Source organism: Leptolyngbya sp. GB1-A1, from assembly GCF_039962475.1.
Taxonomy (GTDB): Bacteria; Cyanobacteriota; Cyanobacteriia; order Elainellales; family Elainellaceae; genus Leptolyngbya_A.
In genome coordinates this window covers 1-26,417 of sequence record NZ_JAMPLI010000046.1, presented here as the reverse complement: position 1 = coordinate 26,417, position 26,417 = coordinate 1, and the positions used below count along the sequence as shown (strand labels likewise).

The 26,417-nt window shown below is 52.6% G+C and carries 24 protein-coding genes; 15 read left to right on the top strand and 9 right to left on the bottom strand.

Annotated features, from left to right (window positions below):
• Positions 1-130 precede the first annotated feature (130 nt).
• The 3 genes from NDI45_RS25290 to NDI45_RS25280 are packed head-to-tail and all read right to left on the bottom strand — an operon-like array spanning position 131 to position 2,198.
• The gene (locus NDI45_RS25290; RefSeq protein ID WP_348249330.1) at positions 131-388 is read right to left on the bottom strand and encodes a HepT-like ribonuclease domain-containing protein; all 258 of its coding nucleotides are present in this window, start codon (positions 386-388) and stop codon (positions 131-133) included.
• The gene (locus NDI45_RS25285; protein WP_348249329.1) at positions 385-678 is read right to left on the bottom strand and encodes a nucleotidyltransferase family protein; all 294 of its coding nucleotides are present in this window, start codon (positions 676-678) and stop codon (positions 385-387) included. The genes NDI45_RS25290 and NDI45_RS25285 overlap by 4 nt, the downstream gene beginning before the upstream one ends.
• Positions 679-728: 50 nt before the next feature.
• Positions 729-2,198, bottom strand: a complete 1,470-nt coding sequence (locus NDI45_RS25280; protein WP_348249328.1) for an N-6 DNA methylase — start codon at positions 2,196-2,198, stop codon at positions 729-731.
• A 57-nt stretch (positions 2,199-2,255) separates the two neighbouring features.
• On the opposite strand from NDI45_RS25280, the gene NDI45_RS25275 reads away from it, so the two are divergent.
• A complete protein-coding gene (locus NDI45_RS25275) occupies positions 2,256-2,873 on the top strand; it encodes a hypothetical protein (RefSeq protein WP_348249327.1) in 618 nt (205 codons plus the stop codon).
• Between the two features lie 224 nt (positions 2,874-3,097).
• Entirely contained in the window at positions 3,098-3,292 is a 195-nt protein-coding gene (locus tag NDI45_RS25270) for a hypothetical protein (RefSeq protein ID WP_348249326.1), read from the top strand.
• 17 nt (positions 3,293-3,309) lie between these two features.
• Here NDI45_RS25270 and hsdR read toward each other — a convergent pair whose 3' ends face one another.
• The 4 genes from hsdR to NDI45_RS25250 all read right to left on the bottom strand — a co-directional run bounded on the left by hsdR (position 3,310) and on the right by NDI45_RS25250 (position 10,120).
• Positions 3,310-6,678: a type I restriction-modification system endonuclease gene (hsdR, locus tag NDI45_RS25265; protein ID WP_348249325.1), complete on the bottom strand. Its 3,369-nt coding sequence runs from the start codon at positions 6,676-6,678 to the stop codon at positions 3,310-3,312.
• A 142-nt stretch (positions 6,679-6,820) separates the two neighbouring features.
• Positions 6,821-8,479, bottom strand: coding sequence for a hypothetical protein (locus tag NDI45_RS25260; RefSeq protein ID WP_348249324.1), 1,659 nt, complete (start codon positions 8,477-8,479; stop codon positions 6,821-6,823).
• 802 nt (positions 8,480-9,281) lie between these two features.
• On the bottom strand, positions 9,282-9,893 hold the full coding sequence (locus NDI45_RS25255; RefSeq protein ID WP_348249323.1) for a Uma2 family endonuclease: 612 nt from the start codon (positions 9,891-9,893) through the stop codon (positions 9,282-9,284).
• Positions 9,894-9,922: 29 nt separating this feature from the next.
• A complete protein-coding gene (locus NDI45_RS25250; protein ID WP_348249322.1) occupies positions 9,923-10,120 on the bottom strand; it encodes a ribbon-helix-helix protein, CopG family in 198 nt (65 codons plus the stop codon).
• Positions 10,121-10,290: 170 nt separating this feature from the next.
• On the opposite strand from NDI45_RS25250, the gene NDI45_RS25245 reads away from it, so the two are divergent.
• The 12 genes from NDI45_RS25245 (at position 10,291) to NDI45_RS25190 (ending at position 19,190) form a co-directional block, all read left to right on the top strand.
• On the top strand, positions 10,291-11,253 hold the full coding sequence (locus tag NDI45_RS25245; RefSeq protein ID WP_348249321.1) for a hypothetical protein: 963 nt from the start codon (positions 10,291-10,293) through the stop codon (positions 11,251-11,253).
• Positions 11,254-11,264: 11 nt separating this feature from the next.
• The gene (locus NDI45_RS25240; protein ID WP_348249320.1) at positions 11,265-11,492 is read left to right on the top strand and encodes a hypothetical protein; all 228 of its coding nucleotides are present in this window, start codon (positions 11,265-11,267) and stop codon (positions 11,490-11,492) included.
• A 70-nt stretch (positions 11,493-11,562) separates the two neighbouring features.
• The gene (locus NDI45_RS25235) at positions 11,563-11,886 is read left to right on the top strand and encodes a hypothetical protein (protein WP_348249319.1); all 324 of its coding nucleotides are present in this window, start codon (positions 11,563-11,565) and stop codon (positions 11,884-11,886) included.
• The gene (locus NDI45_RS25230; RefSeq protein WP_348249318.1) at positions 11,883-12,107 is read left to right on the top strand and encodes a hypothetical protein; all 225 of its coding nucleotides are present in this window, start codon (positions 11,883-11,885) and stop codon (positions 12,105-12,107) included. The genes NDI45_RS25235 and NDI45_RS25230 overlap by 4 nt, the downstream gene beginning before the upstream one ends.
• A gap of 79 nt (positions 12,108-12,186) precedes the next feature.
• A complete protein-coding gene (locus NDI45_RS25225) occupies positions 12,187-12,702 on the top strand; it encodes a hypothetical protein (RefSeq protein ID WP_348249317.1) in 516 nt (171 codons plus the stop codon).
• A gap of 64 nt (positions 12,703-12,766) precedes the next feature.
• On the top strand, positions 12,767-13,042 hold the full coding sequence (locus NDI45_RS25220) for a hypothetical protein (RefSeq protein WP_348249316.1): 276 nt from the start codon (positions 12,767-12,769) through the stop codon (positions 13,040-13,042).
• Positions 13,030-14,193: a hypothetical protein gene (locus tag NDI45_RS25215; protein WP_348249315.1), complete on the top strand. Its 1,164-nt coding sequence runs from the start codon at positions 13,030-13,032 to the stop codon at positions 14,191-14,193. Before NDI45_RS25220 ends, NDI45_RS25215 begins: the two co-directional genes overlap by 13 nt.
• Positions 14,193-14,999, top strand: coding sequence for a hypothetical protein (locus tag NDI45_RS25210; RefSeq protein WP_348249314.1), 807 nt, complete (start codon positions 14,193-14,195; stop codon positions 14,997-14,999). Before NDI45_RS25215 ends, NDI45_RS25210 begins: the two co-directional genes overlap by 1 nt.
• A gap of 301 nt (positions 15,000-15,300) precedes the next feature.
• The gene (locus NDI45_RS25205) at positions 15,301-15,561 is read left to right on the top strand and encodes a ribbon-helix-helix protein, CopG family (protein ID WP_348249313.1); all 261 of its coding nucleotides are present in this window, start codon (positions 15,301-15,303) and stop codon (positions 15,559-15,561) included.
• Between the two features lie 388 nt (positions 15,562-15,949).
• A complete protein-coding gene (locus NDI45_RS25200) occupies positions 15,950-18,061 on the top strand; it encodes a hypothetical protein (protein ID WP_348249312.1) in 2,112 nt (703 codons plus the stop codon).
• Positions 18,062-18,256: 195 nt separating this feature from the next.
• Positions 18,257-18,475: a hypothetical protein gene (locus NDI45_RS25195; RefSeq protein ID WP_348249311.1), complete on the top strand. Its 219-nt coding sequence runs from the start codon at positions 18,257-18,259 to the stop codon at positions 18,473-18,475.
• Positions 18,476-18,677: 202 nt separating this feature from the next.
• Positions 18,678-19,190, top strand: coding sequence for a hypothetical protein (locus NDI45_RS25190; protein ID WP_348249310.1), 513 nt, complete (start codon positions 18,678-18,680; stop codon positions 19,188-19,190).
• 79 nt (positions 19,191-19,269) lie between these two features.
• Here the strand turns inward: NDI45_RS25190 and NDI45_RS25185 are convergent, their stop codons facing one another.
• Positions 19,270-22,539, bottom strand: coding sequence for a tetratricopeptide repeat protein (locus NDI45_RS25185; RefSeq protein WP_348249343.1), 3,270 nt, complete (start codon positions 22,537-22,539; stop codon positions 19,270-19,272).
• A gap of 3 nt (positions 22,540-22,542) precedes the next feature.
• The gene (locus NDI45_RS25180; protein ID WP_348249309.1) at positions 22,543-22,866 is read right to left on the bottom strand and encodes a hypothetical protein; all 324 of its coding nucleotides are present in this window, start codon (positions 22,864-22,866) and stop codon (positions 22,543-22,545) included.
• Between the two features lie 192 nt (positions 22,867-23,058).
• Here NDI45_RS25180 and NDI45_RS25175 point away from each other — a divergent pair.
• Positions 23,059-26,417: tetratricopeptide repeat protein (locus tag NDI45_RS25175; protein ID WP_348249308.1), on the top strand; the 3,359-nt coding region annotated here is incomplete at its 3' end.

Sequence of the window (26,417 nt, the reverse complement as noted above, 5' to 3'; positions counted from 1 at the left end):
GAATTTATTGGGGAGGGGCAATCGGCTAGTGAAGCTTGAAACTCGTTATCTACTGCTATCGGCAATCTCAACAATTACAGCTTTTAGCGGAGGCAACCCTTCCTGTACCGTTGCCCACACAACGTTAGTATCAATCCCCAGTATTCATGAACAACACATCTCGCATTCCCGCGATCGCTTTCCGGGGAATTTGAGGATATTGGCTCCGAATATCATCGGGTTTTTTTTTGACCGTTTCGCCTAGAATTTCGATAGACTTCACCACTGCCAAGACTTTCTCTCGATTTGCCTGAAACGCTTCAAAATCAACTCCTTTAGTGAATGCTTCAATGTCTGCAATTGATTCCAGGATGTCCTGCAAAAACTCTGACAGCGGGCGATCGGTCATAGATAAACGACCTCAGACAACACCCTTTCCCGGATTCTCGGCTTCAACCCGTTCCTGGTGACAACATCCACCTTCATCCCCAAAACGCTGCTCAGGTCTTCGCGCAGTTCAACCAGTTTAAACAACGTTGGAGCCTTGTCATAGTCAATCAAAACATCGACATCGCTCGTCTCAGTCTGCTCCTGTCGAGCATAGGAACCAAAGATGCCTAACTGTGTAACCTGATAGGCTTGCTGCAATCGCGGTTTAATCTGGATCAATTGTTGTTTGACTTCCTCAAGAGTTTTCATTCCCGTTCTCCTCTCCTCCCCAATCTTGAGATCAGGCGATCGCCTCGCTCCTATTCTAAAGTTGGCAACCCGACCGAAGCACTCACCGCCTCTGCTGCTTCCTCCCCTTCTAGCAATACCATCAACGCCTCCATTTCCTTGGTGGCAACCCGAAGCTTTTCCATAATCTCAGCCGCGATCACCTCTGGCTCTGGCAAGTCATCCCCCGACTGCAAGCTCTCATCCCTCAGCCAGGAAATATCCAGGTTTTCATTGCGCTTGCTGATCTGCTCTCGCGTAAAGCAGCGGAATCGCCCTTCCTCACCCAGATCCACTCGTTTGCCCTGCCCGTTTGGGTCATCCCCATAGCAACGCTCAAACTCCGCAAAATGCTCACGAGTCAGCGGCACCCGCTTTCCAAAGCTGGGCATATTCGTTCGCATATCGTAGATCCAGACTTCCTTCGTGTTGCCCTTTTCCGTCTTGCCCCGCTGGAAGAACAGCACATTCGTCTTCACCCCCTGCGCGTAGAAAATGCCCGTTGGCAGCCGCAAAATCGTATGCAAATTGCACTTGTCCATTAAATCCGCCCGGATCGATCGCCCCTGTCCATCCTCAAACAGCACGTTATCCGGCAACACCACTGCTGCCCGTCCACCCGGTTTCAGCGATCGATAGATGTGCTGCAAAAACGCCAGCTGCTTGTTGGATGTGAGATAGGTAAAGTCATCCCGTGTGGGCGTTCCCCCACCCTTCTTCGTCCCGAATGGCGGATTGGTCAGAATCACATCTGCCTTTGCCAACCGCTGCCCCTGCGGAGAGAGCGTATCGCCTAAATCCACAGCCCCTTCAATCCCATGCAGCAGCATGTTCATGAGCAAGAGCCGATGAGCATCCTGCACCAGTTCCATGCCATAAAACGCCTGATGCTGCTGAAATGACTGCTGTGCCTCCGTCCAATCATATGGATCATGCTCCTGCCGAATGTAGCGATCGGCGGCGATCAAAAAGCCTCCCGTCCCTGCTGCAGGGTCTTGGACTAGCTCTCCTGGCTGTGGCTTCACTAGCGCCACCATGCAATCAATCAAGGATCTTGGCGTAAAATACTGCCCCGCCCCCGATTTCTTCTCATCGGCATTCTTTTGCAGCAACCCTTCATAGAGGTCGCCAAACTCGTCTCGATGCTCCGAAAACCATTCCAACTCGTCAATGCTGCTCACCAGTTTCTTGAGGATGCGCGGCTGCTTTAATGACGACTGAGCATTGGCAAAGATTGCCTGCACCCGCTTCGACGATTCCTCAGAACCCAGCATGAGTAAGAGCGATCGATAAAACTTCAATTGCTCTACTTCACCCTTACCCACCAGATCGCCCCAACGATAACCCTCCGGCAGTTGCTCCTCTGCTCCTGTCTCCTGCGCCATCTTGAGAAACAGCAGATAGGTCAACTCTGTAACGTACTGTAAATACGTCACGCCATCATCGCGCAAGACGTGGCACAGACTCCAGAGCTTTTGAACGATATCAGAGGTTGCGGACATAAATGTTTGCTTCTCTTCAGGGCAATCTAAAACAGAGGTACTAAACCTATATAGCGTATGCGAAAACCAGGATCAGTCAAAGGATTAGAAGATTTAGGTCGGGTTCGCTTGTCGAAAAACTTCTTCATGCGAGACTTCCTCTACAGCGAAATCGCCAACTTCTATGGCATTCCGAATATTCCCGAAAACCCAGACCTGGCGATCGCCGCTGGAACTCGCTTGTGCGAAGAATTATTGGAACCTTTGCAAGCCACCTTCGGGCGCATCTCCATTCGTTCTGCCTATCGCTCTCCAACTGTGAATCAAGTGGGCAATGACAAGGGGCATAATTGCGCCAGCAACGAGGCTAACTACGCAAAACACATCTGGGATCATCGGGATGCTGATGGTTATATGGGGGCAACCGCTTGTATTGTCGTGAACTGGTATCTCGATCGCTATGAAGAAACGGAAGACTGGCAGCCCCTTGCTTGGTGGATTCACGACCACCTCCCCTATTCCGCAATGGAATTCTTCCCAAACCTTTGTGCTTTCAATCTGAGTTGGCACGAACAGCCCAAGAAAGTAATTTCCAGCTATGCTGACCCGAAAGGCATCCTCACAAAGCCAGGAATGGAAAACCATGAAGGCAACCACAGCAAGTGGTACGAAGGCTTTCCACCTATGGCTTCATAAAGTTAGTTCTCTAAAAACCCTGATCGTAGAGCTTTGCACACTCGCAAATCCTGTCGTCTTAGAATCTCTTGCATCAGCTTCATGAAATAGACACTTACCCTTATATAGCAATGAAAAAACGGGGAGTATACTCTGAATTATCTACAAACGAGTAAATTCTTCGTTGCTAAGACCAGGCTGATATCAGGGAAAAATAGAGAAACTGTATTAAAGAGGATACACCGATGAGCGAAATGTATGAATACTTCCAAGATTTTCCAGAAGAAAACCCTGCAAATTATGTCGGAAATCGCTTTGACCCCGCAGGTGCAAAACGATTGAGAGCGGAAAAGGCTAAGTTAAACCAGGAACAATCTGCCCTAGACGCAGAAATACTCAACATTATCGAGAAAGCCAGGCAATCTTTAAAGCAAGAATAATTGACTATAGCAGGATGCTAACTTGCATCTTGTTGCCAGAGGCGATCGCCAATCTCCTGCAAAATCGTCTCAAGTTTTCCATTGAACGTTTTATTGAGGCGATCGAACCCGCCTCCTTGAGACTTAAACTCTCCCTTATCCAGGGACTCCCGATCAACTATCACTTCCACCTTTAACTGCTTCCCAATCCGCTCCAGCCATTTCCGCTGGGGCGGTGTCCAGTTCTGGCTGGCAAGGATTCTTCTCATCGCACGATCGACCCGCTCCTCATACGGAATTAGCGCATCTCCTAAGGCTGCCTGTCGAATAAAGCCAATAATTGAGGCTGCAATCTCCTCGTTTGTCGCATTCCGCCACGCCGTCTTGAGTGTCGTTTCTGAATAGCCAGCCACATCTAAAGCCACACGCAGTTCTCGCAGCTGTGCCCTGGTTAACTCTCGTGGGCGTTGCGTCACAACCAGGAGTGCAGGAATCTGGTTCAGGTTCTCCTGCAAGAATGCCTTGAAACTGTCCAGGTAGTCCTCTGGACGAGCCGCATCACCAAAATCTTGAGTGACTGAGCGCAGTTCATCTGCATGGTGGGAAACCAGCAAAGGTCTGGTTCCACCGTCCTTAAGGTCAAGAATCTGGGCGATCGCCGCTCGTTCCCGCAGCCACTGCGCCGCATCAGCAGGCGTTTGGCTTTTAACGTGCGATGTAATTTGCTCGACGGGCATCCCGGCGATCGTCTCGATCTGCTGGCGACTGCTATCGCTTAAATGCCTGCGCTTGCGCTGAATCTTGGCACAAAGCTGGTCTAAAATCTGCTCCACCGCCTCCGGTTTCTTCACGGTTCCTAGTTCGCCCAAAAGTTGGGCGATTGTGACACTAGGATCGACCACTACAGGTCGCATGGTTGTGACTGGCGCGATCGCCTCATACAGTCCCACCGCATCAAAAACCCGAAAGACTTCTTTGCCAATCTCGTCACAGCGGCGAGTTGCCCGACCCAACATCTGTTCATACAGAATGCGAGAATTCACCCGCCGAATGAACACCAGATTGCAGATTGCAGGTACATCAATGCCGGTGGTGAGCAGGTCAACCGTCACGGCAATCTTCGGGTTACTCTCATTCCTGAACCGGCGAATCAGCTGGAGCGGCTTGTCTGCCTTTCCGGTAATCTTGACCACTGCATCATCGTCAATGCTGCCGTAAAGGTTCTCCAGCGCGGTTTTTACCTCCTCAACCACAATGTCGGCATGATCGTCAGTGGCACAAAAGATCAGCGTTTTATCGGGCAGAGACGGATCAATATAAGCTGCCAGCGCTTCACAAACGACCCGATTAAACTCCCGTGTGACAACGCGGCGGTTAAACTGCTCTACTTCAATTCGGAGTTCATCCGGCGCATGAACCAGATCCAGCTGTCCGGTCGCAGGGTCAAAAAATTCCATCTGATCCCCGGCATTCCACACCATTCCATCTTCTGAAAGGGCAGTTTTGATCTGGATGCGGGGTTCCTGGTCAATCAGCCAACCATCCACCACCGCTTCCCGGTAGCTGTAGGTAAACACCGGCTCCCCAAAAATCTGCGTGGTATGCAGCGCCGGGGTTGCCGTTAATCCGATCTTGACTGCGTCAAACTGATCCAGCACCCGGCGATATTTCGACACATAGTCGTTAAAGTCGCGAAACTCCAGTTCCTCATCGCTCAACTCGCGATCGAGCAGATACCCCCGGTGACACTCATCCACAATGATGCAGTCATACTGATCCGCAGTCGGCACCGCACTGCCAGCCGTTCCGCTCTCGTCACTGGGATACAGAATCCGCTTCACCATCCCCTGCACCGTAGCAATATGCACTTTGGTTTCACGTTCTGCCTCTGCCTCCTTCAGCCCCTTAAGCTCAAAGATGTCTGCAAAAGTTTGCAGGCTTTCCATGCGGGAATCTTTGAAGGCATCCTCTGTCTGTATGCCCAGAGCCGTACGGTCCACCAGAAACAGAATGCGCCGGAACCGCTTCGTCTTCAGCAATCGGTAGCAAAGGGCGATCGCCGTTTTGGTTTTACCTGTCCCCGTTGCCATTGCCACCAGTAGCTCTCGCTGCTCCTGACTCAGGGCGGCTTCGACTGCTTGAATCGCTCGCACCTGGTAGTCCCGCAACTCCAGCCCATAGTTAAAGCCTTCCTGCGCGAGTTGCTGATTCGCAGCATCTATATCCTGAGCCAGCTTATCAAGCAACCCCTGGGGCTTTAACCAGTTTCTCAATACGATTCGTCGATTGGTTGGACGCCTCAGATCGCAGAACCAGATACCGCTTTTCGTTTCAAGCTGTCTCAGATAGTCGCGCCCGTTTGTCGCAAAGACAAAGGGAACCTTGAATTCTCCCCAGGGACTGCCCTTGGGCAACATTTCCTCGCCCTGAATCTGATAATCCCGGCTATATCGCTTTGCCTGATCTAAAGCTCCACCCATAACGTCCACGGCTTGACGTTTGGCTTCGACAATCGCAACCACTTGCAGTCCCGCAAAGAGGACATAGTCTGCCCGCCCATGGCCAGTGGGATATTCTGCGATCGCCAGATTCCGCCCCTTCTGCGGACGAGTCCCTTTCACATAGGTTAACTCTTCCGAATCCACTTCCCATCCTGCCTCACGAAGCTGAGCATCAATCAGGCGACGGGTTTCCTGCTCATTGAGAACAACACGACTTTCCGCTGCCTGAGCCTGGGTAATCGTCTGCTGAATCGTTTGAGTGGGTTGAGATGCCGCTTCCGCCTGAATTGCATCCAGACGACGTCTCAAATCCTGCACTCTGGCTTCAGCTTCTTTGGCAATTTCCTCTGCGGACGATCGCTGCTGGGCTTCTTGCTCCAGTGAGGCTTGAACCTGAGCCATTGCAGCCTGGCTCTGTTCCATCTCTGCTCTCAGTCTGGCTAGCTCCTGCTGAAGCGTCAGCGACTCAACACGGGGGTCTGGTGGCGGGATAAAGGGTCCCGGCTCAAAATCGCGCAGCCCACCGAAGGAGCGATGAAACCAGATGGCTAACGCACGCGCATACTGAAGGCAACTTAACGCCTGTCGTTGGCTACCAGACAAGCTGTGGGTTGCACTATTTCCCGCCTTCCGCAGTTCATGGAATAGCCGATCGACTTCCCCTCGAACAACATTGCGATCGCGCAGCCGCCGCAGGAGATCGACTTGCTTCTCGTCTGGGTTCGTGTAAAGTCCCACATTCGCTGCCACCATTTGCGCCAAGACTTCACCAAACTGCCTGAGTTTAATCAGACAGGTATTAGGGTCATCAGCAAAGTACTTCTCTGCTAAGGCTCCCAGGCGAACCAATTGAGGATCATGAACCCGAAGAAAAGCAAAGTTCGGTGAGGCGGGGGCACTAGACATACTCAGTGAATTGCAAGGGGCTACTGAATGAAGGGAAAGGGCAACCTTACTAAAGTTCCCGAGCCCTTCTCAATCTGTAACTCAACACGCATCAAGGCGGCATGAAAACTTGATAAAACCTAAGCAAAAGCTGAACAGACAATCAATCGATCGGAACAAGACTCAATTGAAAATACTGGTTTGCTTCCGCCATCAGAATCGGATCGCCTGATTGCAGCCACTGTCGCATTTGCTTTTCCCTTTTAGCCGCTAAGCGGTTCTCCTGGAATAAGCTGAACTGGATAACTTGCTGTACAGCAGAAGCCACAGTTTGAGAAGAATTAGAAAATGCTGGAACTATCAGTTTTGGAACTGTGGAAACTTCCCTGAGATCCGGAAACTCACCAGAAGTAGGGCTGTCTTGTGCCTGCTGCTGAGGAGCGTCACAGACAGACAGCCCTACAAGCTTATTGTTTTCCATTGGGTAGTATTCCTCTCCCTGTAAGGATTTCAGCCCTTCCGCATCGCTCAAATCCGCGTCAACAGGGTAGTATTCCTCTCCCTGTAAGGATTCTGAGCTTTCCCACCACAGTTCCGGATATTTATCCAGAGTCTTATTGCTGATCCGGTAAGCTCTCAGGGCATTTCTCCGAGCGGTTTTCTGACTTGGTAGATTGCCCTGTTCCTGTAGCTCAGCAACTGCTTTCCTGATCCGTTCCTGGGCTGCCTGAGACTGCTGCTGGTTCCAATTCAAAACGTTGCCTTGTTCCGTAGAGTTTTGCTTTGTCTCCTCTACATCAAGTTCACGCTGACGATAGCCATAGGGGTAATACCGTTTCTCACTCGATCGCCCATACAGCCTCGATCGCTCCTCGATCTCCGCTTTGTGGTTGCAATACTCCTCATAACCAGGTAGTGACTGTGCGATCTCGGCAATCACTTGGGCTAAGGCTTCTCCTTCCAGTGGGCTACCGCCGTGATGGACGTGGTAAAACACTCGCGCTCGGCAAGCAATCTTACCCAGGATGCGATTAGTCTGTCCTGCACCTGTCCAACCCGGTTCTATTTCTGCATTCAGATCGTTGAGGAATTTCTGTGCCTTGCCGCTCACGATGTAGCGCCGACGTTTCGCTTGCTTCAGCACCTGTTTGAGACGGCGGCTATCAAGGTCATTGCGTCCTTCAGCGAACTTCCACTGCTGCACGAATCGTGCCCGACTGGTGTGGATGGGCTGAAAGTCTGCATTCAGCAGGTAGGAGCCTGCCTGGAGTGGCAATCGATGCCCATTGTACAGAGTTGGCCCGTCCTCACCGTAAGGCTTGGGATTCGGAAATAGTTCTAGCTGTCCGGGCTTGAGCTTGAATCCAGCATTTTCCAGCAGTGTTTGAGCGACCAGGGCGATCGTCCAGGTGGACTGGGACTGCGTAAAGGGAAAATAGAGGTGAAGACCAGGATTATTGCCGCCGCGATAGCTGCTGCTGACTGACACATGGCTCACCAGTCCTACCGGCTCTAGCGCTTCCGCCATACGGGAAATCGCAAGGCGATCGCGGCTGGGGTGATAGAGACTGCCAGTGTCAATGTCAAGCAGCACATAATTTGTTGTTTTGCCAAAGCGCACGCCGTAGAGGTAAGCACCTTGCTGAATCAGGCGATCGCTCAGGAAGTGACGGCTCTCGGTTTTCCATTGCGGTGATTCGTCGGGGTCAGGATGCTCTGCGTACAGATAGTCTCCACGGTGAGGAAATAGGGACAGATATTGATTGTCGTGTTCCTCCACATATTGGAAGGTTTCGCTTGCCCGAGGGGAGAGTGCTGTCATACTACACCTCCCGAACAAGCTTTTGGCACTGATCGCCCTTCTGAGAGCAATGCTTCTTGAGGGCGATTCGTTTTTGAACGTACAACTCCATTCAGGACAGGTCGCTGCCGTCCCAATAACTCATTTTTCATGCTGCAAATTTTGGACTAGAGAATAAATCGCTTTATCCCCGTGCCAAGAAAAAGGCGCAGCAATTGACGCGCTGATCGTCCGATGTGTTATCGTAATCTCAGCACGGGGATGTTTTTTTCGACAAAAACCCTCTGCGTCGCTAAAGGTCTCCTTTGCGACACCCCACCAAAAGGTGGTTTTTATGAACAACCTGTTATTGCCTTAGATCGCTAGTTGAGTTGGGGAACTTGTGGCTAGCGATTTTTGGCGTTTAAGGTCGGCACATTGTGCTGTAGAGGGTACTGGACTTTGTGATACGACGGCATTGGTTTGTGATTCGTCAGGTTCACCTCCTAAATTCATCGAAAGAGCAAACTTTGTGTTTCAGGCTGGATCACGCTATATGCAGATCTTTCCTTTCTGCTGAGTATATCTTCAAATAGCGTTGTGGACGAGATCTCTGCCTGAGCATAGGGCTAAAAACAACAAACGACAGGACGCTCCTAGCTCAATGCTAGATGTTCCTGCCGCTCCCTCCTAGGGCTACGGATATTCAATTCTTGCTCCACTAGATATAGTAGCTCCCATTTTGGGCAAAGGCAATAAGACGTTGTTTCGCTTTTGTGACGTTTTATGTCTTTGTCTGTCCACGATGCATCTCCTTGTTTTGCTGTCGTTACTGAGCCGGTATTTAACCTACTGATAGAACTGCCTTAGCAGTAAGGTCTAGCTCTGGAAAAGCGGCTGAAACAATCCGATCGTCTCCCCTAAACTGGCTGACCTGATACTCTCCCTCTACGAGGGTGTAGATGCTCAGGGTCGGTTGCTTTGGGTTGCCAATAAACCGCCGTCCGCCCAAAGCCGCGTAATCGATCACCCAATACTCTGGAATTCCAAGCTCCTCATAGTCTGCCAGCTTAGTCAGGTAGTCGTCGCGCCAGTTGGTACTCACCACTTCAACCAAGAGCCGGACTGATTCGCCTTTGGTAATAATCGATTCTCGTTCCCATCGCGGTTCCTGAGCGATCGCCTGCTGGTCGAGCACGATCACGTCTGGTTCATATCCCGACTCGTCGATCGCCTTAACTACGCATTCCTTGGGGATGAAATACGGAAGTTTTGCCTGCCGGATCTCCAGAAACAGTTCGCCAGAAATGAAGCCAGCGACCTGAGAGTGCTTCCCTGTTGGCTTGGGCATTTCAACGATCGTTCCATCGTGCAGTTCGTAGCGATGTTCTGAGTTCTCTGGATACCAGTCGATGAACTCATCAAAGGTAATGGGTTTAGGAACGGCTTGAATCATCGCAATCGCCTCCTTCTGCCGGTCGAGCATTACTTACCCTTTAGTTGTCCCTGCGCTTTTGCGTCCGTGATTGCTTGCTTGATTAGCGTCAACACAAAGTTGCTTACTGGACGGTCATGAAGTCTAGCAAGCTCTTCGAGGTCCTCCTTAATGTCTTCATCTAAGTAGACCGTAATTCTAGGCTTCTCAGAAGGCATGAGGTCGGTACAGTCACAGGGTACAGACATAGCTTACTCCTTCGCTTTACTTTGTTCACTTAGAACAGTTGCGGTACATGTACCGTAGTGGTACTATCCAACCATAAAGCATCAGAAAAAATCAAGCGTTCACATTTGAAGGCGTACAAGCAAGTGCGCTTCCTTTGCAGTGCAATGAATTAATTTATTGAGGAATCCATATGAGCCTAATCCCGATCGCCCTTGACCCAGGGAACTACCAGATCAAAATCTGCGATGGTTCCCAACCTCGCGCCATCCGTTCTGTTCAGTACCGTTTGCCCAGAGGCGTAAACGCCCTCAAGCCCCTGAAAAACTCTCCGCTGGTGGAGCTAGAGGACGGCACCCGCTACCACTTTGGGCATCAAGCCTTTAAGTACGCCGCTCAGGAGCAGACCATCACCCAGGACAAAGCTCTCCTGGCAAAGCTGCACTTCTACGCCGCGATCGAAACGGTCCACGGCGACCTGCGGCTTTTGGTCAGCCATCACAGCCCGGACTACTACGCCCCGGTGCTGAAAAAGTCGCTGCTGGGCAAACACGCCTTCAAGCGGAACGGGGTTCTGCACCAGGTCAACGTCGTCTCCGTCGAAGTCATTCCGGAAGGACTGGGAGCCTACTGGTCTGCCCAACAAGCTGAACTCACACCTGAATCGGGCTACTCAATCGTCATCGACCTGGGTGGTTCCTCCTGGCTCTACCGCGTCATTGACTCAGAAGGCGACATCATTGCTCAGGACGTGGGCGATCGCTTTGGCTCCTACCACCTGGCCAAGCAGATTGCAGCTGACGAACGGCTCAAAACGCCCCTCCGCCGCTTTGGGATTACCAGCCCTGACCCTGGCACCATCCTCGATGGCTTCACGCGGGGGCACACTTATGCCGAGACCGGGATCACCTGGACAGATTGGCTCCCGGAATACCTCGACCCCTGGTTCAAAACCATTCTCGGCACGGTTCAGACTGCCTGCACTGCCCATCTCCCGATGACCCGTCGCTTTATTGTCGCTGGGGGTGCCGCTCACCTGGTCGAGTCAAAGCTCCGCACCGTCCAGCCCTTCATCGTGTTGCCTAACCCCGCCTTCAGCAATGTTCTAGGCATGTTTCATCATGCCGTGCCTCAATCCTTACCTGTGGTGGCGTAGGAGGTCGTCTCATGCCCCAAACTCGAATCAGTGAAGATGTTTGGCAGCTAGGACAGTCCGTTGCCCAGGCGCGAGGACTGAACAATCCCCGTGTGGCGATCGAAGCGATCGTGCGCGTGTACGCCCAATCCTACCTTCAAGGCTCACAGGCTACTGTTGAACCGCCAGCCAGCCCGATCGCTCCCCCACCTGCTGCCAGTGCTAAAGATGCACTGAACCATTTAATCCAAGCCCTATGAGTCGTCAGAGACAGACGCCAATCCAACCTCTGACGCTCACGCCCAAGTTCGACACTCAGGATTTCTCATCATGAATGAAACTGCCCTCGATCGCCAAGGGAATACAGCCCAACGACTGTACCCCCCACCTCAGATCGCCCCACTGCCCCAAGAAGCTCACATCGTTCAGGTCATCCAGATCCCATCTCCTCCGTCTGCTTCTGCAAAACCGCTTGCCCCTCCTCGATCGCTCCTTCCAGTCCTGCTGGCGATCGCCATGATCAGTGGTACCTGTGCTGGGGTGATAGGTGTCCTGCATTGGCAGAACCATCGAATGCAAGCCCTGGAAGCCCAGAACGCCCTCCTGCAAGGCAAACTCGATCGCTTCCAGCAATGTCTGGAGGTGCTGCGATGAAACCTCAGAAGTCAATTGAAGCTTTGCGAGATCAGATTCAATCGCACCTTGACCAGTTTGACTGGTCCTGTCGCTTCCGAGAATTCAACTACTTTCCGCCAGACCAGCAGCGCAAGGCTCAGATCTGGCTTTCCATCGCAATGGCGATTGGTTGTTTGATTGGCTGGACCGTTCTGCCTGACTCAACCTGCTCCCCCGTTCAGCAGCAGGCAAGGCGATAACTAATTTCTCGACGCACTCTAAGCTGGATCGCTCAGGCGATTCGCCCCCTTTCTTGTCCTCATTACCCTCTTTAACTCTATGGGACTGTTCGACAGTTTGTTTCGCGGCAACGGTAACGGGTCTGGCTCAACAGGCATCACCCTTTACAGTGCGGGGGCTTCTGCCCTGGCTCCCACCGCTGAGGGCGTGTACAGCCCAGACCATCCCGGCGATATTCCTGGCACGAATGTTCGCACCATTCCGGTCTTTGGCAACGTTCCTCGCGGCGGGTGGACACCGGAAGAAGCCCAGATGATGGCAGACTTGGCAGAACATCGCACCCGCAATGCTCAGGCAACCAAGAAGTTTCTCGAATCGGCTGAGAAGGTAGAGCGAGCCGACCTGGTAGAGCAAACTGCTTTCCGCAAATACCAGGGCACGGTGGCAGAAGTCGAGCTTGGCAAGCTGGAGGAGAATGCTGCCTATCTGGAAAAGCTCCACGTCCTCAACCCACGCTACGCCGAACTGAAAGGGCGATACGGGCGCAGCGAGCGCTTTAGCAAGGTTGCGACTCAGACGACAAACCAGTGGCTCTCGCTGCTGGGTGGGAGATAACAAAACTGCCCCAGTGCGATCGGGGTTCATCGCTTTGAAGGTTTGAACACTGGAGGTTTGAACGATGCGACTGTTAACTCTCGTCAAACTGATTCATCTCGCGGCTGCGGGCTTGTTTAGCTCGATCGCCCTGACAGTTCTGTTTCGGTTCTTCCCTAATACCCGCACGCCGCTGCTCGTGGGACTGCTGTTTGTCATGCTGATCGGCATCTTCGGCACAGCAGGTGATTCTCCCCTGGCACAGGTGTTACGAACGGATGTGGCACTCCTGCGAGCCGCTCTGGTCGCAATGGCGATCGTCGGATTAGTGGGCGCGGGGATTGGGACATGGCTCATCTAATCCGGTTTCTGATGCTGACCTGGTGCAATCGGCAACTGCGCCTCTTCCTCTGGATCGCATTGGTCTGGAGCATCGCGGCAGTGCCCCACAAATACGGCAATTATTGGACGGAACGACAACTGCTGCCCCCGGCGATCGTCTTGAAATACACCCTGGCATCGCTGCTGGCAGGCGTGGTGGTGTGGGAAGCATCCAGAGCGGAAGAGACGGCAGAAGAACAGTTTGAAGTGCGGTTGGCTGCCCGTGAGTTACGCCGTAAAGAACTAGCCTACCGATCGTCTTCCTATGACCTGAGAATGCAGCAAGAGTTTGGATTGCTGCCAGCGTTGGAGGAGGCGATCGAAGTCCCATATCGTACTGTGCCTCAACAGGGTGAGCCGGAGACCGAAGAGGCGATCGCCGGTGGGGATGAAGACGAGTTGCCCCTGTTTGAAGTGAGCCGGATTCAAGACCCAGACTTTTGCCCCTGCATTGCCATCATTGGCGTTCCCGGCACGGGCAAGTCTACGCTGATCAAATACCTGATCCAAACCCAGTTCCCCGGCAGCGAGGTAATTGTCTTTGACCCGGAAGCGGAGCCGCACGACTGGCAGGGGTATCGAGTCCTGGGCAAGGAATGGCAGACCGATGAGATCCTGGAACAACTGGACAGCGACCAGGAGGAGATCCAGCAGCGGGGACGACTGGTTAACCGAGGACGGAAATCCCAGCTTCAGCAAACGCTGCGGATTGTCGAGGAAGCCCCAACCCTGATCGAGTCCTGCAAGCCCAAGAAATCAGGAGAAGACAACTCTGTGATAGCTTGGCTGCTGCCAATGGTACGGCTGGGCAGAAAGCGACGGATGCGAGTGTTTCTGGTCTCCCAGGAATGGTCAGTTAAAGCATTGGGGTTAGAAGGTTTAGGTAGCCTGCGCCGCAGCTTTGCCCGCTTCTACCTGGCAGAAGATGCCTATGAAGCCATTCGATCGCTGCCGCCCCTGCTGAGGAGCAAGACAAAAGCCTGGCTCGATGGGCAGGAGCGCCCCTGCATTGTGGGGCATCGGGGCAGACTCTACCGCTTCCCCATTCCCCAGTTAGCGATCGAGAGCAGCCAATCAACCCAGACCGATATCCGACGATTGCTGGAATGGATTGATGAGGAGGACAGCTAGTGGGGAAGTTTGCCGATCGACTGGCGTGGTTAATGGGGTGGGACATCTTAGGTGTTGAGCCTCACAAATGCCACAGCACTGGTGAATGGGCAGCGCGTCTGTCCCTACCAAGTGCAGCAGAATTTGAGGTGCAGCGAATTGCCCAAGAGCAGGAACGGCAAGCAAGACAGCCCCAGCTATCACCGAACGGGAGCGATCGTCCTCAGTTACCAGTGTCAGGGCCAACGATCGCTGACCCAACTGCTGACACTGAAGATCAGCTGCAAGCGATGATTCCCATTCAATGCCTGCCGTTGTCACTTGTAGACTTGCTGGAGGCAATGCTGGAGCAACAATCGGGTGAACTATTGCTATCTCAGGTCGAAGCAATCGTCTCTAAGCCTAGATTTCAGCAGGTGTTTCCTCATCTGGGACAGGTCGATCGCGCTGCCCTGATTGCAGCCTTCAGACAGCTAGAATCTCAGGGAGTGGGGAAGGTGAGCTTTCTAACTGCTGGGCAAGCTGTCCTGAAGCACAACTCAATCCCTGTCAAAACATCATCAAATGGCGATCGGCATCCTCTATCTAAGCCGGCTCAAATCATTCTTAGCAAGGTCAAAAATAAGAATGTTCAGCACGAATGGCTAGATGCAAAGTGGGTGAAAAACTATATTTTTTACACTAAGGAATTGCGGCAGTATTCCCCAGATCAAATCCGTGAATTTTTGCATGAGTTAGCTGCTGCTGGTAAGGGAGTGGTGGAGGGAGAGGGCAGGTTGCTGAGGTGGTGTTTTGAGCCTAACCGAGAGTCCTCTACTCAAAACTAATCATCGATTCAAACCATTGCTCCTTCTGCGGTAGAGCCTTCTACCCAATCCTCTACTGGAGGCTCTACTGGTAGAGCATGAGAAGCAATTCTCTACCAAGTATCAAAAGATTTGCATTCTAGATAACTCCTGCCTTTTCATCCCATAAGACTTGCTCGACAATTCAATTTTTGCTGAATATAATGGGGCAAGAACAGCTTGAGAAGCGCAAAGCTTCCAGAGCAAAAATAATTAGAGCAACCCTCGTAGGGACTCGTTGACTGTAATGGTCGGCGAGTCCCTATTTTTTTAGGTCAAAATCATGAGTTCATCCAAGCGATCCAAGAGCCGTAAAACTGTCCGCCAACCGCATCAGAAGAAGCCCTCCTCAAAAAAGAAATCACTTCGAGGAAAGCCTGAACTTTATGACGAATTAAAGAAACCGACCACTGTTGCGCTGACTGCAACGGCAACTGCTGGATTAGATCAACTTGCAGCAGAAATGGGAATCTCACGCAGTGAATTTGTGGAGCGCATCGGGCGAAGAATTCTAGAAGTCGCTGCCCAGAATTCCTCAGCTTAAGCATAAGAGCTTAAATCGTGAATCCAGCCCCAGAATTCATTTTGAGTCTGATACCAATTAAGCCGATGGAGCCTCAATCTAGCTTTTATTGATACCAACAGAAATATTGATCTTGTCACCTATCTTTATTATTTCTATGTTAATAAAAACTTCTGAAACTCATATTAAGAGAGCATTCTGGCTCTTATATAACTCAACCTATTTAACGAAATGGTTATGTGATGTAGCCATGCTATTTTTAGGTTTAATCCGTATAATAATGACTTATTTTATATTGCCTAAAATTCTATCTATTGCTGATCAACATTCATTTTAGCCCTTATTTTATGGCTAATCAAACGTTTAAACTCTTTGCCCAATTCCACACGTTCCTAATTGGAAGAAAAACATGAAAGCTTCCGTCCATCTCAAACAAGTTGTTGATGACTTTCTAAGTCATGTTCGCTCAAACTATTCCGCCACTCAAGCCGAACGTATTATCAATGAGTTTCTGACTGCTCTCTACCGCTATGTTCTCCCTGTCTGGGGACTCAAGCGCAAAGACTTGCAAGCTAAGATGCAGGCCGCTGAGAAGCAAGAGGCAGAAGCTCTGTTAAAAACGCTGGCCGTTGAGATGTTGCTCAATCTGCCTGCTGCCTTTGAACAGGGCCTTGACCTGCTCAAAGCAACCAAGTCCTCTCGCTCCACCTATGGAGGACGGATTCGCCTATTTCTGAAGTGGGCAAAGAACCAGTACTATTACCCCGGTAACTCAGGCTTTACCCCTCGGTCTCCTGATGAATGCCGCCCCAAGATGCGGCATGGACGTGGGGATTGGAAGGCTTTCTCATTGATGGAGGAAAAGGGCAAGCAACTCAGTTATCGGTTGAAATCTGCTGACATTTCTCCCCAAGTGCGGCAGCAACTGGCCCAGTTCCTGTCCTTTATGGCCGATCTCGATGATCTCGATCGCTGCTTTGACGAACTGGAAGAATCGACTGCATCCGGCTATTACAAAGGAGTTTTGTTGTGGCTGGGCTGGACGCTCTATTACGACGATCCCAGCCTCAACCCAGCGGAGTTGACGTTAAAGACACTTCTTCCCCAAATCTTTGAGGATAATTTAGAAGGTCTAACGGCAAAACAGCGCAAGGCAACCTGGAAAAAGGCGGAACGAGAGCTAGAAGCTCGCATCAACCGCTACTTTGAGTTCTTGCGCGTTCAGAACAATGCCGATAGTCCCCGCACCCGATTGCTCAAACTCGCTACCCTGTTGATTCTGGCAAAGTTTCTCTACGCATCAGAAGTCGAAGAGAAAGCGGACTACAGAAGCATTCCCCTCATTCGCACCATCCTGAAACGGATGGAAACGGAGCAGAAAGCGGTGAAGGTTTGGGAGAAGGCCCGCCACTATGTCGCAGACCAGTCGCGGAAGTGGCCCGAACCCCCGGCTGGACAAACCGTGCTGGAGTACACCCAGGAGTCCGTTATTGAGCCGTTGCGGTTGGAGTGCCGTCCTCGACAAAGCACTGGGGACTTCTGTAAAGGTCGCATCATTGCCAAGAGCCTTCTCTTTTACTTGCTGTTCACCGATGTGGGTCTCTTGCCGCCAGGTCGTCAACAGGAGCCGCGCAGCTATCGGATTGCTCTCAGTTGTCCCCTCAAACGTCCAGACACAGTTCCCATGGAGGGTGTCTACTGGCCCCTTCCCCCAGACTGGACCCGAGAAAAACGGCAGCGCGACGGTTCACTGAACGACAACTTTCTCTTCAAGGTCTATCACTACGAAGGGGAGTCCTATGAGCAGGGCGTTTGGATACGCGAAAAGTGCAGGTACAAGACCCAGAAGCATCACGGCAAGCGGGCAGGGGTGATCGACAACATCATGTTTGAGGATGGGCAGTGCCTGTATGACTACATTGAACGGTATTTGTGTGGTCAGTGGTATGTGGGCGATTTTCGGCAAGGACATCGCTATGACTGGTGGAAGGCAGACCTCCGAGGCAGTTACGGCAAATGGTTGAGCCAGGGACGAGCAGAGCTCTGTTCAGCAGACACGCCTGTCTTCATGCGGGAGGGCAAGTCTGAGGTGTGGGTGTCGAGCTATCTGTTCATCAATCCGAAGAGTGGAAAGCCGTTCACCGACGTGCAAATGTCTGACTTGTTCGCCCGCAACTCCTTCCGCATCCTGGGAAAGCGTATTACTCCGCATACGTTTCGATATATGTGGGTGACGTGGGCATTTCAGATGGGATTGTCTGACGCCGAGTTAGAGTCTCTTGCAACTGGGATGGGGCTGACGGTGAAAACAATGCGAAAGATGTATGAGCGGTGTTCGTTGATTGAAAAGAACCGCCTGATCAATAAAGCGATGCGGAAATTGTTTCCGTGGCAGGTTCAGCAGGAGCCATCGCAAGAGCAGGGCGATCGCCTCGCGCATCTCAAGGAGAGTATCTCTAAAATGAGTTCTGCGGAGTTGGAGGAACTGCGTAAAATGCTGGGGACAGGTCCAGCAGCGTAATGAGATTGAACGGTTCGATCGTTCCTGTTATCTAACTGTCAGAAATAGTTGCTATCTAGAACTGCTGCTTGAATCCAACCGGTCAGGCAGCAGTTTTTAGTTTATGATGGTACGGACAGTGTAATATAGTACGTACCATAACAGCTAACGTTCCGCACGTTATGAGCGTTAATCACGCACATCAGGAGTAATATGATGGGTGAATTACTAGCGCAAGAGAACTCCGTGCCCACTAAACGGTACAAAGTCACGACGTATCTTGAGCCAAAGATTGCCGAGGTCTTTACTCTGCTAACCAAGCAGGAACGGAGAACGGAATCTCAGATGGCAAGCAATTTGATTGAAGATGCCCTTATTGCGAGAGGGTTGATCACGCGTGAGCAGTTGGATGAATGGCAGCAGGAGAGTCGCTAGGAACGAGCACTGAAGCTGTGCAAAGCGCTTTTTAGAGTTTTGATCAAGAGCTTGAGTCTGGAGCCTTCTGGCAATGCGGATAGATTACTGATTGCTTGACAGCTAAGCTGAGCCGATCGAGCAGGGATTAGATTTGCTTTACCGGAGACGGATGGCACTTCCTGGTTAATTGGGATTGGAGCGGTAGGAAAGGAGTGACAGAATGGATAACCTCGAGCGAGAGTATCAAGATTTAGTTTTTGAAAGAGATCGGTATCGGGATGCTAAAGCGGAAGAACTGCTTGGAGATGAGCCGGAGTTGCTGAAACTTTACTACCTTCAGAGGCAACACTATCAAATGGCGCAAAAGCTGCAGGAGCGCTTGATGCTGCTGACTGGAACTGATAATCCGCTTTTTAGGTTGGCAATCCAGGTGAGCAGTAATCAGGATTTAGCCGATCGAGCCGGAAGAATAGACGATTTAGCAGATGTAGCGACCGATGTGGTTGATCTCTATGACCAGGTCATAGTTCACCTTCAATCCCTGGTAGCAAAAGTGCGTCAGCAGGTGACCGAGCTTCCTCCTCCTGCTAGTGAGGAGATGGGAAAACGGTTGGAAGAAGCATCATCGATCGCATTTCAAGCTGCGAATCAGCGATACGGGAGTCAGTTATCTGAGTTGCAACGCCAACTTGTATCTCGATCGAAAAATACTGATGCTGATTCGGAGTTATAGGGATTAGGACACCTGTTGCAGATCTCAACTTGCTTAGATTTGCAAAACTATTCCGACTTTGTTTGGAGGGGAGTACAAATCAGGATTGAGTATTTGGCGGAAGGAAGTTTTGCTGCTCTACTTCCTTAGATTGCATCTGGCGCAATAAGTCCTGAACGAGAGGATGGTCTGAAAGGGTTGCTACTTGCCCGTTCTCAATGACGGTTTGTAGGAAGCCCACAAAATTCCGCCAGAATTTCTGTGTGTTGGGATGATCTTCACCTAGCGTAGACAGGGCGATCGTGAGAGCTTGCAAATACAGCGGTTCTGCCTCTGCGTATTGCCCCTGGGACTGGTGGAGTAATGCCAAGTTATTGAAGCTTTGGGCGACACCGGGATAGTCTGGTCCTAACAGGTGCTGAAGCAGCTGGAGGGCCTGGAGGAGGAGGGGTTCTGCTTCCCCATATCGCCCCTGGGAGTGGTAGAGGGATGCCAAGTTATTGAGGCTAGTGGCAACCTGGGGATGGTCTGGTCCTAACAGGTGCTGCCGCAGCTGGAGAGCTTGCAAATACAGCGGTTCTGCCTCTGCGTATTGCCCCTGGGAGTGGTAGAGTTCTGCCAAGTTATTGAGGCTGGTGGCAACCTGGGGATGATCTGATCCTAACAGGCGCTGCCGCAGCTGCATGGCTTGGAGGAGGAGGGGTTCTGCCTCCCCGTATCGCCCCTGGGACTTGTAGAGGGATGCCAAATTATTGAGGCTGGTGGCAACCTGGGGATGATCTGGTCCTAACAGGCACTGCCACAGCTGGAGGGCTTGTTGGTAAAGGGGTTCCGCCTCCCCGTATCGCCCCTGGGAGTGGTAGAGTCCCGCCAAGTTATTGAGGCTGATGGCAACCTGGAGATGGTCTGGTCCTAATAGGCGCTGCCGCAGCTGCATGGCTTGGAGGAAGAGGGGTTCTGCCTCTGCGTATCGCCCCTGGGACTCGTAGAGGGATGCCAAGTTATTGAGGCTGATGGCAACCTCAGGATGCTCCTCTCCCCACCGCTGTTTGCCAATCTCGACTAACTCCTCATAGAGCAGCCCCGCTTCCCGATAGCGTCCCTGCTGCCTCCATCGACCTGCTAGAGCTCTCCCCACTTCATCCAGGACGACCCAGTTTTGGGCCAGCTTTGCCAGACGATACAGTTCCCGTGCCTGCTCCTTAGTGATGGCCTTCCCTGCGCCCCACCACTGCTGATACAGAGCTTCGGTGGCTGTAGCAGGCAACGTGTCATCTTCCACGGGTGGCAGCAGGGGAGCGAGCAGACGGGGCACACGGCACAATGGTTCTGGACTGGCGGAAACCCACTCTAACAGCCCGAGTGCGACTGCCCGATCGTGCTGCTGTTGCCAGTGGGGAATTGCGGTCCAGGTTGCCGTCATGGCAGGCAGTGGGACGGGGAGTTCAAACACGAGTCCCCTTGCCAGCATTGTTCGCAGTGTTTCATCCTGCTGATTGAGCAGTTCCTCAGCCAGAATACTTTCCCGGAACTGGATCGCTCGTTGATCCATCCGTTCCAGGATGAGCGCCGCATCCGTTTGTTGATCTTGCAGAATACGATCGAGCCATTCTAATAAGCGAGGATTGCCATCAGAAAGGGTTAACGCCTGCTGCCGCAATTCTTCATCGATCTGAGACTGAAGATTAAAGGCATCCAGCCGTTCGCATTTCTTCTGCAGGTCTGCTCCTCGCAAGGCGGGTAAGGATTCCCGGTGCAATCGGTGATTCTGTTCGGGTAAGGGGACATCGTAGCGACTGGTGATGAGAATCCGATGGGTCTTACCACAGCGGGCAATCGCTTCCATCAAATCGGCCAGAACCAGCACGACCTCAGACTGCAACACCCAACTTCCATCCGTTCGCTCTTCTAAATTGGCTTCAAAGTCATCCAAAACCACCATGAACTTCTGGTTCGGGTAATTCAGCCCTTGCGCGAGAAACCGGGTTAATCGCTGCATGGGCGGCAAATTCCCCTGGAGAATTGACAACCCGAGTTCAGAGGTTGATTGTCGTTCCAGTTCACGTTCCAACCGGGCTACATCCAGTTCTCTATGAATGACGATCGGGTCATAATCCGGGAGCCGTTCTAGCAGTCGGGCAGCAGTACTGCTCTTCCCTACTCCCCCCAATCCGTGGAGCATCACGCCCAGGTTATCCAGCTTGCGTAGGGCCTGCAGGCTGCGCTGAATTGGACGTCGCCGTCCCACGAATTCTTCGGGTGTAGCCACACGGACCCGGTTTTCCAGGTCGAGAAATTGGGACTGAACAGGCGTCCGTAAGGGTTGAACATCACCGGGTGGATCAACGAGTGCATGCCAGGCGGCTCCTCGGACATACAGTCGCAATCGATGCCAGTCTGAAACCTTGATTTCCTGGCGCAGATAGCCTTGAGTCAGTGCCACCGCTTGAGCCAGTTCACAGCCTTCTGCCAGTCTGGCATAGAGATAAGCGGCAGCCGCTGTTGCTACCGGATCAGCAACTGGACGCCCCCAGCCTAAAATTGCGGGAAGCCCCTGCTGTACCAATGCTTGTGCCAGAGACGGAACAGCTGGACTACTTTGCCCCGTGCGACATCCAGATAGAAAAACTAAGCGGGGACGACGCAACTTGAAGGGAGCCGCTAAATCCACCGCAGTTGCGTCGTGTCGTTCCCCTGTCACGGTCTCGGTGATGAAATAAGGGGAATGCGGAGCCTGCGATTGCACAGCGGCATGTCCAGTTAAATGAAACACATCAAAGGTGCCTTTGGGGTAGCGGCTCCACAGCTTACCCAATTGGGCTAAACACCCACTCTCCTCCACCCGCAGATTCAAGGGCAGATCCTGAGTCACACGCAAAATGTTGGCTTCTTCCGCTTCAAAGTCCAGTACCGGCTGCACGTTGTCTGGCGAGGTTGCCATGAAGAGCACTTGCAGCGATCGGGGGGCAGGCGGTTTGAGGGACACGGGTGCATCGAGCCAGCGCACCACTGCCACTACTGGGTTCGTTCGTTCGTTGAGAAACTGGGTGCCATCATGCAGCGCTTCCCACGGTAAATGTGCCAAGCTGGGATCGACAGCCAGGGCGAGCACCAGGTCTGGCTCCGCGCAGGTCCTCAGGGCTTGGGTCAACCAATGCTCTGTTCCCTGCAACCAGTCAAATAGCTGCTTGCCGATTCGTTTCAGGTTCACGGGCAGATCGATCAGGTCTGAGTCGGCGGATTGTAGCAGGTTATCAATCGCGGCGCGGGACAAATACTGCTCCATTGCCTTCCCAGAGCGATCGCCCCAGTAGCGCAGCAGCACCTGGTCAGTGGTTTGAAGAGTCAGTGTGACGTAAAGCGCTGGCACCAATCAACTATCCAGAATCTTCTTGATCTGTTCGACGCTAGCATTTTCCAGCACCAGCTTTTGCCCGTTTCGCCCAATCAATAAAACCTTGTCCACAGTTGGTTTTGGTTTCTTCCTGCGGCTATTTTGATACCAGGTATAGAGTTTCTCGGCGACCTCCAGCGTGCCTACCGTAATTCCAATAATGGTGGCGATCGTCGCGAGTACTCCTTCCTTTGAAGTATCCGCTTCTGTTTCATAGTTGCCGGATAAGCCATCAATTTCGAGCAGTTCTTCGGTTGCAGGAACGGCTCCTTCGCCTTCGATTTCCAGTTGCAGATCTGCCATTTCGTCTTTTTCTACGGAGTTTGCTATTAATTTAGCAAGTGGAGTCGGCAATTCAAGCGAAAGACTTCCTTTGTCTGCCGTAATTCGCCTTCATCCGTTTTTGCGGTCACTGGAACTGTAGTTGAGATTAAAGGGCGGCTCCCGTTGCCCTGCCCTCTCTCCCACAGCCGTGATTCCTCTAAGAGATGCTTCATGCAAATTTTGCACATTGCCCTCAAGCCTCTGGACAACAACCACGTAGAGTTACGGTACTGGAGCGATCGCCCTGCGAACTACGAGCGGCAGGTGTTACCGCTCCAGACGATCGAAGACCTGATTGAGCAGAGTGAGCAGGATTACTATGTGCTGCGTCCTGATTTGTCAGCGATGGGCAAACGCCTGTTTCTCTGGCTGGATGGGGCTGGGCGTTGGCTCAGTCGGGCAATTAATGAGTGCGCCGCTGAAGGCATTGTCCTGGCGATCGCCGCTGAGGCGAAGCTCTCCCATCTGCCCTGGGAAACGTTGCATGATGGCAATGGCTTTTTGATCGAACGGGACTATCCGCTGGTGGTTCCCATCCGCTGGCTGAATCAACCTGCTCCCGATCGCCCACCACAACCGCGTCCGCTGCAAATTCTGTTTATGGCGACGTCTCCTGAAAATGTGCAGCCGGTGCTGAACTTTGAGCAGGAGGAGGCGAGCATTCTGCGCGTCACTCGGGATCTGCCCCTGACACTGCGGGTTGAGGAAAGTGGCTGTGTGCCAGAGTTGGAGAAACTGTGGAGGCGCTACCCGGACAATACCTTTGATGTGTTTCATCTGACGGGTCATGCTTCGGTGCAGAGCCAGCCGCCTTACAGTCCGTACTTCATTACCGAGTCGTTGACAGGCGAGAGGCAGGAAACGACCGTTGCAGAATTGCAGAAGGTGTTTCAGGTGCGGCGACCGCGTTTGATCTTCTTATCTGGCTGTCGTACTGGACAGGGCGGGAATCAGGGCAGTGTCCCTTCCTTTGCTGAAGCATTAGTGCGGCAGGGATTGCCTGCGGTTTTAGGTTGGGGACGATCTATTGCAGATGCGATCGCAACTCGGGCTGCGGCATTTCTATACGAGCGATTGGCGGCAGGCGACCAACTGGGGCAGGCAGTGGCACTGACGCATCGGTTTCTGCTGCAAGAGCAGGTAAAGGATTGGCACTTACTGCGGCTCTATGTGCGAGGGGAAGCCTGGGGAGCATTGGTGGAGGCACCGGGAGATTATGTCCCGCCGCCAGAACCCGTTCAGTACCAATTTTTGGATGTGGAGCAAAAGGTGCGGGTGGCAACACCGGAGCAGTTTGTCGGCAGACGACGCACAATCCAACGCTGCTTACGCGCCTTGCGAGAAGCGAGGACGATCGGGGTGTTGCTGCATGGGTTAGGTGGGGTAGGCAAGAGTTCCACAGCAGCCCGGTTGCTGGAACGGTTGCCGGATTATCAGCCGTTGGTGATTTACCAGGAACTGGATACCCAAAGGCTGGAAGGAGCACTGTTCAGGCAATGTACCTCAGAGGTGGGGCAGGCTATTCTTAATAGTTCATTACCCCTGATGCAACGCCTAACTGATTTTCTTAAGCGAGGGCTGAACGAACCGAACCAGAAGCTGATGGTCGTGCTGGACGACTTTGAAGCCAATCTGGAACCACAGGCAGACGGCAGCCAAGCACTCAAACCAGAAGTGGTTGAGGTGCTGATAGCACTCCTCCAGGCGATCGGTGCGAGTGGGAAACCGCATCGGGTGTTAATTACTAGCCGGTATGATGCACGGCTGCCTGAATTAGATGAGCGACTGTATCGCGAACCCTTAGCCGCACTTCAGGGGGCAGACCTGCAAAAAAAGTGTGAACGACTACCGTCTTTCCAGGCACAAGCGGCAGTCGATCCAGCTTTGCAAAGCCAAGCCCGTACGCTTGCCGATGGCAATCCTCGCTTGCTGGAGTGGCTCGATTTGATTTTGCAAGATGAACAAACGGATGCAGCGCTCATCCTGGAACGGATGGAGCAACGTGCAGTTGAGTTCCGGGAAAGTACCCTGGCTCAGGAACTGCTCAATCAGCAGAATGTGGCACTGCGAACAACGTTGGCACGGGGGTTGGTGTTTGAACTCCCTGTCCCGCTACCTGCAATGACGGCGCTCTGGACAGAGATTCCTGACTGGCAACAGCAGTGTGATCGGGCGGTAGCTCTGGGGCTATTGGAGTCAATTGTCTCTAATTCAGTCCCTCTCTACCGGGTGCCCCGCCTGCTCGCTCCCTTGCTACCGCTTGTAGAAGATGACACTTTGTCTACGACCGCAACCGCAGCGTTGTGTGAGCAGTGGTGGGAGGAAGCGAAGGACATCACTGAGGAGCAGGCGCTGGAACTGTATCGTCTCGCAAAGCTGGCTCAGAACTTAATAGTGCAAGATGAAGTGGGAGTGGCTCTGGCAGATCAATGGCTGGAGCAGGGACGCTACCGGGAAGCGGGATTGCTCTATGAGGAGTTAGTCGAGATTCGCAAGCAGCGGTGGGGAGAGGAGCATCCTGATGTTGCCAACAGCCTCAACAACTTGGCATATCTCTACGAGTCTCAAGGGCGATACGGGGAGGCAGAACCCCTCTATCAACAGGCTCTGCAGCAGCTGCAGCAATTGTTAGGACCAGAGCATCCCCAGATCGCCTCCAGCCTCAATAACTTAGCAGCACTCTACAAGGCTCAGGGACGGTACGGAGAGGCGGAACCTCTCCTTCAACAGGCCCTCCAGCTGCGGCAGCAATTGTTAGGACCAGAGCATCCCCAGATCGCCTCCAGCCTCAACAACTTGGCATTGCTCTACAAGTCCCAGGGGCGATACGGGGAGGTAGAACCCCTCCTTCAACAGGCCCTCCAGCTGAATCAGCAATTGTTAGGACCAGAGCATCCCGATGTTGCCTCTAGCCTCAACAACTTGGCAGCACTCTACGAGTCCCAGGGGCGGTACGAGGTGGCAGAACCCCTCTACCTACAAGCCCTCCAGCAGCTGCAGCGATTGTTAGGACCAGAGCATCCCCAGATCGCCTCCAGCCTCAACAACTTGGCATACCTCTACCAGTTTCAGGGACGGTACGAGGCGGCAGAACTCCTCTATCAACAAGCCCTGCAGCTGCGGCAGCAATTGTTAGGACCAGAGCATCCCGATGTTGCCTCTAGCCTCAACAACTTGGCAGCACTCTACCAGTCCCAGGGGCGATATGAGGCGGCAGAACTCCTCTTCCAACAAGCCCTCCAGCTGCGGCAGCGATTGCTAGGACCAGAGCATCCCGATGTTGCCTCTAGCCTCAACAACTTGGCAGCACTCTACCAGTCCCAGGGGCGATATGAGGCGGCAGAACTCCTCTTCCAACAAGCCCTCCAGCAGCTGCAGCGATTGTTAGGACCAGAGCATCCTAATGTCGCCTCTAGCCTCAACAACTTGGCAGGACTCTACGAGTCCCAGGGGCGGTACGAGGCGGCAGAACCCCTCTACCTACAAGCCCTCCAGCAGCTGCAGCAATTGTTAGGACCAGAGCATCCCCA